This window comes from Streptomyces sp. NPDC007164 (assembly GCF_040634135.1).
Taxonomy (GTDB): Bacteria; Actinomycetota; Actinomycetes; order Streptomycetales; family Streptomycetaceae; genus Streptomyces; species Streptomyces sanglieri.
Window position 1 is genome coordinate 109197 of record NZ_JBEYFB010000024.1, and the last position, 14853, is coordinate 124049.

Genomic DNA, 14853 nt, shown 5'->3' on the forward strand with positions numbered 1-14853 from the left:
TTCGGCATGGGCGTCGCCGGCCACGAACGATGCACTGAACGGCCCGTACACCGCCGCGAGGCTGTCCACCTCCAGCAGAAACCGGGGCTGCTGCCCTCGTCGGAGGCGAGGTGGCGTCGGTGGCAGTCGGCGTGAACCCGTAAGAGGGGGCCTGTGTCAGCCGGGGTCGGACAGCAGGTCGGCGAGCAGGTCGGACAGCACCGCCTCCTCCTCCACCCGCACACCTGCCTCCTCCAGCGCGTCCGGCAGACCGGGGTCCCACGGCGCTTCGGCCCGGACCCCGGTGAGGGGCGGACCGGCGGGCAGTGTGTGCACCGCGGCACGGTAGTCGGCGGCGGTATAGCGCCACGGGCTCCACGGGACCCTCCGCAGCAGGGCGGCGGCGATACGCAGGCCTCCCCAGTCGAAGTCGCCGTGGTAGCGGAAGTGGGCGCCGTGCGTGTGGAGATGGCGCAGGAGGACAAGAGCGGCGGCGGACGGCTGCCCCTGGAGGCAGATCAGGGGTGCGCACCGCGTGCCGTACGTGTCGGCGGCTGCGGCGAGCACGGCCGGGTTCTCGCACATCCGGACCGTCGGCGGCGCGGAGCGAGGCGGGCACCGGGTCAGCTGCCGCAGAGTCAGCACGGCGGGCTCGCCCGCGTCGGCCATCCAGTCCAGGGCGGGAGTGCCCCGCAGGTTCAGGGCGAGCACTGTCGAGGACAGCTCGTCACGCAGCAGCCCCACCGATGCCCACACCTCGCGCCGCCCCTGCGCACCGCTTCCCTCGCACACCCCGGTCAGCGCGCGGACACCGGACAGGGCGAGGGTGCAGAGCGGGGTGCCGTCGTCCAAGGCGTGCGCACTGCCGAGGTGGCGGGAGGAGAACGCGGGAAGCGACACCGGTGGCTCCACCGGCAGGGCCCGGATGACCGTGGCGGTCCGGCCGAGCAGGCCGGCCGCAGCGGTGGGGGTACCGGCGAGGCGCCGTACCAGCCCGTCGTTCCGCAGCCGGTCGGCCCAGTCCCGGAGGGCGGGGACCTCGTCCGCCAGGGCGTCGACCGGAGCGTGCGCCTGTGCCCAGGCCCGCTGCTCCTCGGCACGCGCCTGGCCGAGGAGGGTGACCGGCCCGGTGAGCGCCACCACGGCAGCGGCGAGCCCCGACGGGCTGATGCCGGAGCGGCGCAGTACTTCGTCCACCGCTTCGAGGCGCACGGACAAGGACCGCCCGCCGCCCGGAGCGCGCCCCAACAGCCTTTCTGCCGCTTCCCGTTGGTCCGCCGTGGGCGAGCTCAGCGACACCGGGCCGGTGAGTGGCCGCCCGCGCTCCAGCCGTCGGCGCGCACGGTCGACCAGCCAGCCGAGTCCGGGTGCTCCGAGGAGTCTGCGCAGCCGTACCTCGTCGACCGTCACCGCTGTCGCGGGGGTCAGTTCCACAACGGCTCCGACGCACCGGCCGTCTCGGCCCGGGGTGCGGGAATCGTGTGCGCGTGCCCCACCGGGTCCGGGCCGCGCCGCCTTCGCGTGCCGTCCCACTCCCACCGGGTGACGAGCACCGCCGCGACCTCGTCGATCCGCGACAGCTGGGCGATGGCGATGCCGGGCACCTGCGGGTAGCAGGCCCACTCGCGCTCGCTCGTCATCACGACATCGAGGTCGAAGGCGTGCAGCAGGCCCAGGCACTTGGCGCGGGAGTCGTCGTCCACCCCGGCGAACGCCTCGTCCAGGGTGACCAGGCGCGGTGCGTACGGGCTGCCCGCGCTCGCGTAGTGGGAGGACGCCGCGGCGAACAACGGCACCGACACGGCCAGTACCCGCTCACCGCCGGAAGCGGGTCCCGTGGCCGGGACCCAGCGGCCCTGCTGGTGCCGCTCGACCCCGAACTCGTGCCAGGTCCGGTAGTCGAGTGCGGCGGTGAGGTGGTCCAGCCAGCTGCCCGAGGCGTCGTCGGAGTGCTGGCGGGCGATCTGCTCCTGAAGGAACTCGCCCACAGCCGCGCGGTCCTCGGCGGTCCAGACGTCGGCCGAACGGCGCAGCCGCTCCCTGGCCGGGGCGAGCCCGGCGGGAGCCTTGCGGGACGCCCGCCACACCAGCCTCAGCCGCATGCCGGTGGAAGTCGGCCGCTCCTCCAGTTCGACGTTCATGTCCCGCACCTGCCGCTCGGCCGCACCGATCAGGTCCTGGAGCGTCCCCGCGACCTCAGTGACCAGATGGGTCTCCAGGATCTCCCGCTCCCGCGCGGACAGGATGCGGGCCAGTTCGCCGACCTCGACAGCCAGTGCCTCGGCCAGGTCCGGTACGGCTCGTTCGCGGCCCTGGTAGGTGATGTCGACGACCATGCCGTCCTCCACCATCCGGGCGGAGGCTCGGTGCCCGTGCCGGGACAGGGTGTCCTGGAGGGTCTTGAACTCCTCGCTGAGCCGGCGCTGGACCCGTTCCCAGGCACTGTCGGAGTCGTCGGTGGCGGCCAGTGCCGCGTCGATGGCGCGGGCCAGCGCGATGGCGGGGGTGGCGGCCCACGCGCCGTCGTCCACGGCGGGAATCTCGATGTCGGGGACCGCCACCGTCATCAGCCCGGTACCGGTGAACCGCTGAAGTGCGGCAATGGCCTCCGTACGTGCCTCGGCCGCCTCCCCGAGCCCTTCGTGCAACTGCTCGATCCGGCCTTCGGCCTTGCCCGCCGCCCGGTCGGCCTCGGCATGGCGCACACGGGCGGCCCGCTGCCGGCTCTCGCACGTGCGCGACGCCTCCGCGGTCTGCGCCAGCATGCGCTGGAGTTCGTCGACGGCGGCACCGACCGTGGAACGCAGGGTGCTGAAGCGTTCGTCCGCCGCTGCTGCCTCGCTCCGCGCCTCCTTCGTCCGCTCCGCGAACTCCGCGGCCCGCCCGGCGGCCTGCCCGGCCTCGGTACGCTCGTCCGCCACCTGTCCGCCGGCCTCCCCGCGTTCGCGCAGCGCGGGCCAGAGAGCGGCCAGTACGGCGGCGAGGGCACTGTGTGCGTCGCGCACCGCCGTCAGCCCCTCCTCGTCGGCCGGCATGCTCAGGTCCTCAGCGGTCCCGGTGAGGTCCGCCGCGGCCGACTCCTTCCGCCCAGCCGCCTCCAGAAGGGCAGCGGCCCGCTCCTCGCGCCGTTCACCGGCGCGGCGCAGGGACTCCGTGGCGGCTGAGACGCGCGCGTGCGCACGAGTGAGGCCGGTCTCGTCCGGTACGTCGGCGACTTCCGCGTCCAGCACCCTGCGGCGGGCAACCAGCGTGCCGGCCAGATCCGCGAGGGTCGCCAGCTCGCCCTGGAGAATTTCGAGTTCGCCGTGGATGACGGCGATACGGGAGCGCCTGGCGGCCTCCCGCGCGCCCTCACCGATGTACTCGGCGGTGGTTTTGGTCCATCGGCCGGTCAGCGCGCCGACCCGGAAGCGCCCGTCTACCGCGGCCCAGGTTCCGGCTTCGCCCTCCGGCCCCGCTTCCCAGCCGGTACCACCCTGCCCACCAGCCACCGCTCCGGCTTCCCGCCCGGTGCCGATCGCGGCAAGCAGCCGGGCCACGGTGTCTTCGCCCACGGCGGCGGCCCCGGCGTCCCCCTGGTCCACGGCCGGGCGCAGCAGGTGCGCGAGCGACTTGCCCCGCACCGGAGTCCCGGCCGGGGCGAGCAGCACCTCGTCGCTGTCGGCGGTGAGAACCGCACCGTCGGGGAGTACCCAGGCGTCGAGCATCCCGGACGCCTCCAAGGCGGCCTCAAGACCGGCGCGTTCCTCCTCGGGGAGCCCCTCCTCGAAGTCCACCAGCCGCCACAACGGGGCGCCTGTCAGCCGCTCGCGCAGACCGGGGGTGCGGGTGCGCGGCGGCTGCGGCGGGCGCCGCCCGCCGGCCTCCAGCCCAGCCAGTTCCTGCCGCAGCCCTCCGGCCTGCCCCGTGAGTTCGGCCCGGCGCCGGTCGGCGGTGGCAGCCTGCTCAGCCAGCCGCGCGGATGCGGCGCTGTGGGCACGCGCGGCCTCGGCCCGTGCCGGGTAGGGGCCATGGAGACGGCCCACCCATTCCTGGAGTTCGTCCAGCAGGCCGAGCTCATCCGCATAGGCGAGTTCGGTCCAGCCGCGGGCGCGGGTGCGGACCTCGTCCAGCAATGCCCGTCCGGCGCGCACCACGTCCTCCTCGGCCAGGCCGAGCTCCGTCCCGGCCGCGGACCGGTCGGTATCGGCCTCGTCCAGCCGGGCGACCTGCGCGCGCCATTCCTCCGAGGCGCGGGCGGCAACCCGCGCGAGGCCCGTCACATGGGTGAGCGCACGACGTCCCCGCTCCACGGACTCCTCGACGGCGCCGCGCAGTTCACTCGCGGCGATCGCGTCGTCCAGCAAGTCGCTCCCGGGCAGGACGACCCGGGCTGAGGCCGCGGCCTCGGCCGCCGTCCGCCAGGTGTGCTGGGCGTGCCGCTCAGCCGCCCGCAGCCGGTTCTCGGCGGCACCGAGCCGCTCCAGGCCCTTGTGGTGCAGCCGCACCACATGGTCCTGGTCGCTCCGCGCGCGTTCGGCCGCACGCGCCGTGCGCTCCACCTCGTGGTGTGCCTGCTCAAGATTCCTGGCACTGCGCATCTCGGGGCTTTCCCGCAGGGCCGCGTCCTGAGCGCGGAGCCGGTTCTCCTCTTCCTCCAGCATCACGGTGAGCTCGGCTGCCGCCTGTCGCTCGTCCTCGGCCCTGGCCTGCTGCGTCTGTGCCTCGCTGAGGTCCCGTTGGCGTTGCTCGTAGCGGGAGTGCTCGGCGCGGGGCAGCCGGGCACGGCGACGGGTGGCGACGCGGGCGTAGCGCCGGTAGTGCTCCAGGAAACCGGCGGCGGCACGCTCGGCGGCGGAGGCGGCCGCCAGTTCGGTCTTCTCCTCGTCGAGTGAGCGGAACGCCTCGGCCACGTCGGCGACCACGGCCTGGTCCACCGGTGGCAGGGCCTCGGTGAGCGCGCGGGAAAGGGCCGCCTCGTTGGGGCGCTTGGACAGTTGGGGCTGGCGCAGTTGGACGAGCAGGTCTACCAGGGCGCCGTACCGCTGCTCGCCGAGCCCGAAGAGGGCCTCGTCCACAGCTCTGCGGTAGGTCTTGGCCTGGTCGTACACCATGCCGTCGCCGGCGAGGGCTTCGACGAGGCGGTCCCGCGAGAGGGCCGTGCCAGTGGCGTCGACGAGGCGGAAGAACCCGTCCCCGGGTGTGCCGGGTCCGTGCCGGACGCGTCGGCCGGTGACCGCGTACCAGTGCCGGGCGATCCCGCGTCCGCTCACCGCCTTCAGTCCGCACAGCAGCGTGCGGAAGTGGCTCTCCCCGCTGGTCGCGTCGAGTCGGCCGAACTCGATCCAGGTGTAGCCGAGGCGCTCGGTGTGCGGGTGCTCACCGCCGAGGAGAAGGTTCCATTCCATCCGCTTGCCGGGGTCGCCGTCCGGTTCCACCCGTCGCGGGCTCAGGTCCCCGTCGAGCAGGAACGGCAGCGTGAGCGCGAGCACCTTGGACTTGCCGGTGCCGTTGTTGCCTCGCAGCAGCAGTCGCCCGTCGCGGAAGTGGAATTCCTCCACGTCGTAGTGGAAGAGGTCGACGAGCCCGATCCGCAGCGGCTGCCAGCGGGAACGCAGTGGCTCGGGAAGCGGATTGGTCACGCCGGACCGGCCTTTCGCTGTGCCGGCGTGCGCGCGCTGCCGGGTGTGCCTGGTTCGATGACGACGGGCTCGCCGACCGCGTAGCGGGCCAGCGCGGGGCGGGGCTCTGCCCCGTCGGCGGTCCGGGAGACCAGGCCGAGGGCGGCGAGCCGGGCGACGGCCTGCTCGACCAGCTCGGCCTCCGTGCCCGGTTCCCGCGCGGCCTTGGACCAGAACGTGCCGTGTACGAGGGCGAGTTCCCGTACCCGCTCGGTGAGCTGGTGGGTGGTGACGGGCCGGCCCGCCCCGGCCAGGTACTCGGCGAGCAGCAGAGTGATGTGGCCGTGGGTGCCCTGCTCGGGCATCCGTACGTCGGTGAGGTCGTCCTCGGGGTCGACCATGGCGATGCCTTCCGCCCGGATCTCGGGCACCAGGCCGGTCAGTTCGGCCACCCGGGCCGTGAGGAAGCCTCGCTGCCTGGTGAGATAGCTGAGTTCGGCGTCGCTGAGCTCGTCGTAGTAGAGCACCGGGTCGTCCAGAAGTCGGCGGGTGAGTGCCTGCCGCATCGCGCGGAAGCGGAGCTCCTCGCTGTCGAGGGCGGTTTCGGCGACGAGCTGTGCGAGCCGGTCGGCGGTGGCTTCGGCCTGCACGGTGGAGGGCCCGTGGCGCGTGGCGAGCAGTCCCGCCAGCACCCGGCGTTCGACGTCGTACAGCACGTCGCCCGCCCCGTTCACGTACGCGTCCTCGTCTCCGGCGACCCGGCGCAGCACGCCGAGACCGAGCAGGAGCCGCACGACGGCCGCGAGGTCGAGGCGCTCGTCGCGGCGGTCCAGGGTGAACTGGATCCCCGCCGCGACCAGCCCGGGATCGGTGGCGTCGAGGACGACCTGGTCGGCGAGACGGCCGAGAGCGATCTGCGACTCACCGCGCTCCAGGGCTGCCAGAGCCAGGCAGAGCAGGACGTAGCGGCGGCGGGTGAAGGGGGTGGCGGCGCGGGTCGCCTCGCGTGCGGGGTGCGTGGAGTCGTGGAGCACGCCGGGGGTCTTGCGCAACCGGGCGGTCTCGGCGTCCACGTGGAGCGGCCAGCCGGTGTTGCGGTCGAACCATTCGCGGAGTTCGGAGGCGTGCCGTCGCACCAGCCGGAACTCGCCCGCGTGCTTGCCGTGGGAGAGGAGGAGCGGATGTTTCAGCAGGGCGCGGGCTGCCTTGCGGAGCTCAGCGGCGTGCTGCCCGTCGAGCACTTCGGCCGGTGGCGTGGTCGTCATTCGCTTCCTCCGTGCACCGGTCCGTCGCCGTCGGTCAGGTCGACGATCTCGATGAGGTGGTCGGGCCCGTGGAAGGTCCCCGACTGCGTACGGATCTCCGCCGCCGGTCCGCCGGCCAGAGCGCTGAGCCTGATCTCCATCGAGCCGTCGTTGCTGGTGGCCACGGTGTGCCGCATCCCGGGTCGCCACGTGGCCAGTGCGTCACCGAGCAGTTGGAGGAAGAATCCGAAGGAATCCGGGTCGAGCTCGCCGAGTTCGGACAGCCTGACCACTCCGTCGGTGACGAGCCGGTCCCGGGCAGCGGCCGTCTCGGCCGCCTGCTTGGCCGCCACTTCGGCGAGGTGGCGACGCCGTTCCTGGCGATCCTCGACCTTGCGGGGCTTGCCCCGCCGCTCGTAGCTTCCGGTGCGGCGCAGCTGAGGGCTGATCCGCAGCGGTTCCGCGGCGGCCCAAGGGGTGGCGGCGGGCACCGGGACGGCCAGGCGCGCGGCCAACGTGTCCGCGTCGACTGTGAGGTGCCGGGCGGGGTGGAGCCCGAAGGCCGCCCGCCACAGCCGGTGCCGCGACGCGTCGTCGGGGGCCTCGGCGAACCAGCGGGCGAGTGTGCGGAAATCGGCGGAACGGTCGGAACGCCCGGCCCGCCGCTCCCCCAGCACACGGACGACGGCCAGCATCTGCGGAATCGCTCCCAGCGCACGGCCGCGCAGCAGTCTGGCCTGCGACTCGCGCCCGTTCCGGCTGAGGAACCACGCCGCGAGCCCGTCCCAGCGGCCTGCCCAGTGGGCGTACGCCTTCTGAGCGGCAGGCTCCGCGTCCTCGGGGGCGGCGTCGGCGGCCTCCCGCCCGGCGGCGGCCTTGAGCAGGACCTCGATCCTGCCCGAGTCCTCCAGCTCCAGGATGAGCTGGGCGATGCGCCCGCCCAGGGTGATCAGGTCCTGGATGAAGCGCTCCAGATACTGGATGAGGCGGTCCTTGTACGCGAGGAAGACCGCTTCCTCCACCTCGTGCAGATCGATGGTGCGCTGCAACGAGCCCATGAACGCGCGCGCGTTGTCGGCGAGAGCGGCGAACCGGCTGGCGAGCGCGTCGAACGCGAGGTAGGTCTTGCCGGGATCCGGCTGCTCGTCGGCGGTGAGCACGAGCAGAGCCCGCAGCTGCGTGACGATGTCGTGCAGTGCGATGGCCTGGAGGGCGCCCCGCCGCCCGAGCGCCTCGTCATAGGCGGCAAGGGCTTCCTCGGCCGCCTCCCCGGCCCGGGTCAGCTGGTAGATGAAGCGTTTGCGATAGAAGTCCTCGACGGCGCTGACCCGCCCGGTGTCGGGGTCGGCCCGCAGATTCCCCCACCCGACCAGCTTTTCCAGTGCCTTGACGACTCCGTCGAGCTCACCGGGCCGCACCTCCACGGGCAGTGCGGCGTGCACATCCTCGGGACGCAGATGCACGGCGAAGTGTTCCTTGGCCATGACGAACGACCGCATCACCTGACGGTAGAGGGCGGTGTTCTGCACGGTGAGGTGGGCGAAGGGGCTGAACCCGTCCGGCCCAGGGTCCGGAGCGGTGGTGCTGGTCATCACCCACCATTCTGCCCCGGCGGCAGCGTTCCCGGACAGCCACCAAAGCACTTGGCTGGTTAACACCGGTATGCGGAGCGCCCTTGGCCGCCTCCCGCGGCCGGATGCCTCGCAATGCCTGAGCGCTCGGCTGCATGCCCGGCGGCCGGATATCGGGACGCGCCAACGGCGTCTGCCCGCAGGCCGACAGGCCCTGCTCTCGCCTCGGCTCACCTGCGGTGCGGCGATACCTGTGCGCAGCTCGCCGCCGGGTCCGCATCGGTATCGCGACGGTCTACCGCTGCATACGCGAAGCAATCGACGTCCTGACCGCGCTCGCCCCGACCCTGACCGAGGCGATGAAGACCATCCGGACCGACGAACGCCGCTCTTTCGTCGACGAGTGGGCGGTCGGGAGCGTTCGGGGACACGCCCGACGCACTGCCCGCGCCGCCGCCGGACCCGGGGCTCCGATTGACGGCACGGCCGGGGCGGTGTGACGATGCGCCGATGTCGGACCTGCACGCCCGGATGGCCGCCCGGGTCGGTGGCCTCACGGCCGTCGTGGTCGCGCGCTGCGCGGCGGAGGCGCCGTTCTACGGGGCACTGCCCCGTGCCACCCTCCAGGGCGAGGTGGCGCGGTCCATCGCGGCGGTGCACGCGCTGTTGCTCAGGGCACTGCGCGACAGCGGCGGCGGTGGTGGTCCGATGGGGCCGGGCGATCTGACCCGGCTCATCGAGTGGTCGGCGCGCCGGGCCGAGGAGCGTGTCCCCCTGGAGGCGGTGATCGCCGCGTACCTGATCGGCGCCGAGGTGTGGTGGCAGACGCTGACCGAGGTCGCGGAGCCCGGTGAGCTGGCCGGGGCGGGCGGCAAGCTGCTCGGCTGCCTGCACGCCGCGCTGCCCGCGGTCGTCCTCGCTCACCAGAACGCCCAGGAGGACCTCCACAGCGAGGACAAGCGCGCACGGCGGGCCCTGCTCGGCGCCCTGCTGGCAGGACGGCCGTACGAGGAGCTGGCGGGCGTGGCGCGGGTGGCCGTGGTGGGTGACTACGAGGTGGTTGCCTTCGCGTTCGAGTCCGAGCCGCCGAGCAGACTGGTGCAGTCCTCGCTCGACGCCTTCACCGGGATCCCTGTCCTGATGGACCACGTCGCCCGGATCGCCTTGTTGCCGGGCAGCTCCGACGTACCGGGCCTGGTGGCCCGGCTGGAGAAGGACGTGGGGCAGCCCGTGCGCGCCGCCGCCGCCCGCTCCTCCGTGCCGGCGGCCATCTCCTCGGCGGCGCAGGAGGCCGGCCGCGTGCTGGATCTCGTCCGGCGCCTGGGACGCCCGCCCGGGTGCTACCGCCTCGACGACGTGCTGCTGGAGCACCAGCTCGCGCGCCCAGGGGACGGCCTGGTGCGGCTGGCGGCCAAACTCGACCCCCTGGAGGAGCATCCGTACCTGCTTGAGACGCTGCGCGTGTTCGTTGAGCGGGGGCTCAACCGCCGCCAGACGGCGTGGGAGCTGTGCGTCCACCGCAACACCCTGGACTACAGGTTGCAGCGAGTGAGCGCGCTGACGGGCCTCGACCTCGCGGTTCCCGCGCAGGCGCGGCTGATCCAGGCGGCGCTCGTCGCCAGGGACCTGGCCGGGCCCGCGGATCGCCGAGGGGTCACCGGAGGGCTGGGATCCGCAGGAGCGGCGGAAGGCGGATGAACCACGGCCGGCGCCGGCGAGCGCTTGGGCCCTGCCATCTGTCATCTGTCATCTGTCAGAGCCAGACGCCGAGTTCCTCGTGCCGGGGTGCGAGGACCGGGCCGGCGGCGGGGTGGTCGAAGACCATGACGGGCCGGTCCGCGTTCCAGCCGGACCAGCCCGGCTGTCCGGTAGTGGCGAAGGCGACCCAGGCCCGGTGCATGGCGTCGGCCAGTGGCTGGGGCGCGCCGGGCCCGGTCAGGTCCTCGGCGGCGCGCAGGTTGTCGAAGACAAAGCCGATTTCCAGCGCATGGCACGCGCCGAGTTCCATCACGGGCGAGCGCCAGCAGAATTCGTAGACGAAGGTGCGGGCGGGCCGGGAGTCGGCGAGGCGGTTGAGCGGCCCCCGCAGCAGCAGGTCGGTGGCCATCTCTCCCAGGATCTCACCGGGTTTGGCGTGCGGCCGGGTGGCTCGGTACAGGCGTGCCACGCGTTGCGGGACACGGATCTTCAACAGTGCCAGCCGCAGGGTGAGCCGACTGATCCGGTCCACGGTTCCGCCGGGTACGAACCACAGCCGGTACTCCTCCCGGTTGCAGCCCAGCAACAGGTCGGCCTCGGGAAGGGGCGGGGCGGCGGGCACCACGTCGTCGTCGACCACGATGTGGAAGCCGGGACCGCCGCCGATGGGGTCGGACCGGTCGACAACGGCGGCCTGCGTGTCCAGCAGCAGGTCTCGGTCCACCGCCGCAAACGCCTCGGCGGTGGCCGGGATCCGCAGTCTCTTCGCCATCGACCGTACGGTCTTCGCGCCCTCGCGGCGCGACACCGTGTGCGGCGGGCCGCTCTGCAGGATCGCCCGGTGGAACAGCCCGGCCGCGCCGGGGCTGGTCATGAGGGCCGCGATGCTGATCGCTCCGGCGGACTCCCCGCACACGGTGACGTTCGCCGGGTCTCCGCCGAAGGCGGAGATGTTGTCGCGGACCCAGATCAGGGCTGCGATCTGGTCGAGGAGGCCCCGGTTGACGGGGGCGTCGGGGAAGACCCCGAACCCCTCGACGCCGAGCCGGTAGTTGACGGAGACGAGGACCACCCCGTCGCGCGCGAAGGCGCCCCCGTCGTAGAGCGGCAGGTTCGCCGAGCCGTTACGCAGGGAGCCCCCGTGGATCCAGACCATGACGGGCAGCCGGCCCTCGCCGACGGATGGGGTCCAGACGTTGAGGTTGAGACAGTCGTCCCCGGCGATGCTCGGATCGGGTATCAGCCGGTCGAGGGGCGGGCGGTAGGGGCGTTTGGGGGCGGTCGGCCCGTACTCCAGAACGTCTCGTACCCCTTCCCAGGGCTCGACCGGGGCGGGAGCGCGGAAGCGGTGGGCGTCGAAGGGCGGGGCGGCGTAGGGGATGCCGAGGAAGGTGGCGATCCCGTTGTGGAAACGGCCTCGGACCTTGCCCTGCCCGGTGGTCGCGATGAGGTCCATGGCGGTCCTTCCATGTGCGAACGGGAGGCCGCCCCTGGCCGGGGGAGCGCCAGGGGCGGGCGGCGTGGATCGGGACGGCCGCCGGTCACGGCGGAAGGGTTCTCCCGGAGCGGGTCACTGGCTTGCGAGTCCGTTGCGGCGGACGTCGGACCAGGTGCCGCTGTCGGTACAGATCCCGCAGTCGGCCCCGAAGAACTGTGCCCGCGCCGTCTGGTCCCCCATCAGGTGCGCCTTGAACCAGGCGGTGGTGGGCGCGGCGAACGGGCCGGGGTCGCCCACGACCGTGAGGTGATCGGCGCCGCGCAGTTCCCCGTAGATGGCCGGTATGTGGTCGGCGTCGTTGTAGAAGGCCTTGACCAGGAAGGGGAAGACGATGCTGTCCTTCTGCCCGGCCAGGAGGAGCGCGGGCACGTGTACGTTGTCGATGTCGGCGAGCGGCCCGGGCTGGATGGGCAGGATGGTGTCGATGCGCGGGTCCGCGCCGACGACGATGGCGGCGGCGCCGCCCTGCGAGTGACCGGACGCGCCGATGTGCTCCAGGTCGACGCGGTCGTGGAAGGGACTGTTTTGGTCGGCGTTGCGACGGGTGAGCATGTCGATCCCGGCGCGCATGGAGATGCCGAGGTTGGACTGCGGGGTGTTGGCGGCGGCGACGATGAAGCCCTGACTGGCCCAGTGGAGCAACAGTTCGCGGTAGACGACCGGGAAGGCGAAGGTGCCGTTCCCCCACACGATCACGGGGTGGCGGCGGTCGCTGGTCGCGATGTCACGCGGGTAGTACAGGGTGGTCACCGCCCCGACCTCCACCGCGGTGGCGTAGGGGCCGGGAGCGCCGTAGTCGGCCGCGGCCGCCTCGGCACTGGCACCGGCGGGGGAACCGGTGGACGCCGCTGCCGTTCCCGCGCCGGCAGAAGCCGTCAGCAGGAGCAGGAGCGCGGTCAGGGGGACGAGCAGTTTTCTCCAGAGCACAGCGGACTCCCGATGTCGTCACGGTGAACTGGATGTTTCATCCGGCTCACGCCTTGTCTGATCGCACATCCTGAAGCACAGTTCGAGACCCGTCTCTGCGCAATCGCGGCAAGCAGCGACATCGGAGTTTGTGCAACATGCCGAGAGGCCTGAGCGCGGTGAGGGTGACATGCTCGATTCCACCGCTACGGCAGAGAGCCCGCCGCCCGGTCCCGAGAGGAGAACGCCGAGAACGGAGAACGCCCCGTGCACCGTCCGCCCCGCATGACCTGCACGGTCATCTGGTGACGCCGCCCATCAGGCCGAGCGTCACATGAGCGCACGAGCGTCATTTCAGCGTCAATGACGAACAGCCCGTCACTCCTGCCCGCCGATCTCTTCCGCTGACACCATCTGCCCAGAGGAAAGACGGCATGGGCGGCAGCCAACCATGGGGACCAGAGGGCTACTCGCCTGACGCCCCGTCTGAGCCAGCGTCAAGAGGTTCCCGTGCGCCCCGCGGAGTAGGGACAACGCGTCCACCGTCTCGCACGACGTTCACGAAGCCGCAGGTCAATCCCCTCTCCCCGGCCCCCGACACGATCCACGTCGTACACACTCGGAATCAGGTCGGCGGCCGTCCAGCAGCCTGAAGAACCAGAGGGAACAGCAGGTCAGACGCCCTTCGCGGCAGGCTCCAGAATCCGCCACGCACTCCACATGATGCGTCATCGGAAAGGTGTCGGGCCGAGTGATATTCGGAAAAGGCCAGGTCAGAGCCTATTTTTGGACTCGTAGTACCGCGATCTGTCACCCAGAGCGTCAAACGAGCGTCATGACCAGTCGTGCCATGGTGCGCTCCCCCGGGCTGCCTGCCTGAGCGGGCGCCCGGTTGACGGTGCTCTGGGGCCGGATGAGTTTCCCTCCGAAGTGGCCGTTCGGCTCCAGCGGGAGGTACGTAACCCGTCGGACAGTCTGCGGACGTTCGGCACCGTCGGACTTCGGACCGCCCGTTGAGGATGGCGCAACCGTGTTGCCCAGCAATTCCTCGACTAGTGATCTGGTTCGGAGATGTGTGAGGAGTAGCGGCAGATCCGGTCAAGGATCTGGTCGGCGGTCTTGGTCCACTTGACGGGCCGGGCTTGGTCGTTCCAGACCTTGATCCAGTTCTCGAGTGCGGCCTTGAGCTCGTCCAGGGAGCAGAACACTCCGCGTTCGAGACAGCGCCGTTCCACCTCGGCAAACCACCGCTCGACCTGATTGATCCACGACGAGCAGGTGGGGGCGAAGTGCAGCTGAAACCGGGGGTGTGCGAGCAGCCACTTGTGCACCACCGGCGCCTTGTGGGCGGAGAGGTTGTCGCAGATGACGTGGACCGCCAGGCCCTTGTCGGTCTGGCGGTCGATCTCGTCGAGGAAGTCACGGAAGTCCACGGCCCGGTGCTGTGCGGACAGCTTGGTGATTACCTTGCCCGTCGCGGTGTTCAGGGCTGCGAACAGATCGACGGTGCCGTCGCGGACGTAGTCGAAACTCCGCCGCTCGGGCGCTCCCGGGATCATCGGCAGGAACCGCGCGGTCCGCTCCAGGGCCTGGATCTGCGGATTCTCGTCCACTGCGAAGACGACGGTGTTCGCCGGTGGAGCGAGATACAGGCCGACGACGTCACGGATCTTGTCGATCAGGAACGGGTCCGGGGAGATCTTGAAGGTCTCGGTCCGCCACGGCTGGAGGCCGAAGGCGTGCCAGATCCGCAGCACGCTCGCGGGCGAGATGCCGACAGCCCTGGCCAGTTCCCGCTTGGACCAATGCGTCCCGCACGGAGGAGTTTCCTCCAAGGTGCGGACCACCACTTCTTCCACCTGGGCATCGGTGATGGTCCGCGGGACCCCGGGCCGTGGTTCGTCCGCGATCCCGTCGAGCCGGTCGCGCAGGAACCGGGTCCGCCACTTCGCGACGGTGCCCCGGTTCACGCCCAGCCGGGCGGCGACCGCCAGATTCGGCCCACCTCCGCACACGCCAGCACGATCCTGGCCCGCAGGGCCAGACCCTGCGCGGTCGACCGGCGCTTGACCCAGTCGCTCAGTACCTGCCGCTCGGCCTCGCTCAAGACCAGTGGCTCCAGCCTGTTGTCACCCACAACCCACAGCAGACCGAGGCCGACCAGCAGCCGTCAGGCAAACCCGCGAATTGGTACGCAGAGCGACTCACACAGTACCGAAAAAACTCACGACCAGGTCACTAGTGTGATGCGCCAGAAATTCTGTTAGTTTGACCCTGTTCTCTGGCTGTCGGTTCCGACTTTGGCGAGGTAGTCGGCGAGGGAGTTGAGGATCTCGTCGGCGGTCTTGGTCCAGATG

At 71.7% G+C, this 14853-nt stretch carries 7 protein-coding genes and 2 pseudogenes; 2 read left to right on the top strand and 7 right to left on the bottom strand.

Features of this window, described 5'->3' with window-relative positions; all coding sequences use genetic code 11:
• Nucleotides 1–156: 156 nt before the first annotated feature.
• From ABZ622_RS26585 to ABZ622_RS26600, 4 genes are read right to left on the bottom strand one after another with little or no spacing between them, the layout of a single operon-like run.
• Complete coding sequence (locus ABZ622_RS26585; protein ID WP_360547251.1) at nucleotides 157–1413, bottom strand: TIGR02679 family protein; 1257 nt, start codon at nucleotides 1411–1413, stop codon at nucleotides 157–159.
• Nucleotides 1404–5600, bottom strand: a complete 4197-nt coding sequence (locus ABZ622_RS26590; RefSeq protein ID WP_360547253.1) for a TIGR02680 family protein — start codon at nucleotides 5598–5600, stop codon at nucleotides 1404–1406. Before ABZ622_RS26590 ends, ABZ622_RS26585 begins: the two co-directional genes overlap by 10 nt.
• Complete coding sequence (locus tag ABZ622_RS26595; RefSeq protein ID WP_360547255.1) at nucleotides 5597–6844, bottom strand: TIGR02678 family protein; 1248 nt, start codon at nucleotides 6842–6844, stop codon at nucleotides 5597–5599. The genes ABZ622_RS26590 and ABZ622_RS26595 overlap by 4 nt, the downstream gene beginning before the upstream one ends.
• A complete protein-coding gene (locus ABZ622_RS26600; protein ID WP_360547257.1) occupies nucleotides 6841–8415 on the bottom strand; it encodes a TIGR02677 family protein in 1575 nt (524 codons plus the stop codon). Before ABZ622_RS26600 ends, ABZ622_RS26595 begins: the two co-directional genes overlap by 4 nt.
• 70 nt (nucleotides 8416–8485) lie before the next feature.
• Between ABZ622_RS26600 and ABZ622_RS26605 the strand changes: the two are divergent.
• Both ABZ622_RS26605 and ABZ622_RS26610 read left to right on the top strand, forming a co-directional pair.
• Nucleotides 8486–8756: pseudogene (locus tag ABZ622_RS26605) on the top strand (hypothetical protein); the annotation flags it as partial.
• 148 nt (nucleotides 8757–8904) lie between these two features.
• Nucleotides 8905–10092, top strand: coding sequence for a helix-turn-helix domain-containing protein (locus ABZ622_RS26610; protein WP_360547259.1), 1188 nt, complete (start codon nucleotides 8905–8907; stop codon nucleotides 10090–10092).
• A 55-nt stretch (nucleotides 10093–10147) separates the two neighbouring features.
• Here the strand turns inward: ABZ622_RS26610 and ABZ622_RS26615 are convergent, their stop codons facing one another.
• The 3 genes and pseudogenes from ABZ622_RS26615 to ABZ622_RS26625 form a co-directional block, all read right to left on the bottom strand.
• A complete protein-coding gene (locus ABZ622_RS26615; RefSeq protein ID WP_360547261.1) occupies nucleotides 10148–11548 on the bottom strand; it encodes a carboxylesterase family protein in 1401 nt (466 codons plus the stop codon).
• A 114-nt stretch (nucleotides 11549–11662) separates the two neighbouring features.
• A complete protein-coding gene (locus ABZ622_RS26620; RefSeq protein WP_360547263.1) occupies nucleotides 11663–12517 on the bottom strand; it encodes an acetylxylan esterase in 855 nt (284 codons plus the stop codon).
• A gap of 1031 nt (nucleotides 12518–13548) precedes the next feature.
• Nucleotides 13549–14633 (bottom strand): annotated as a pseudogene (locus ABZ622_RS26625) (IS630 family transposase).
• Nucleotides 14634–14853 lie beyond the last annotated feature (220 nt).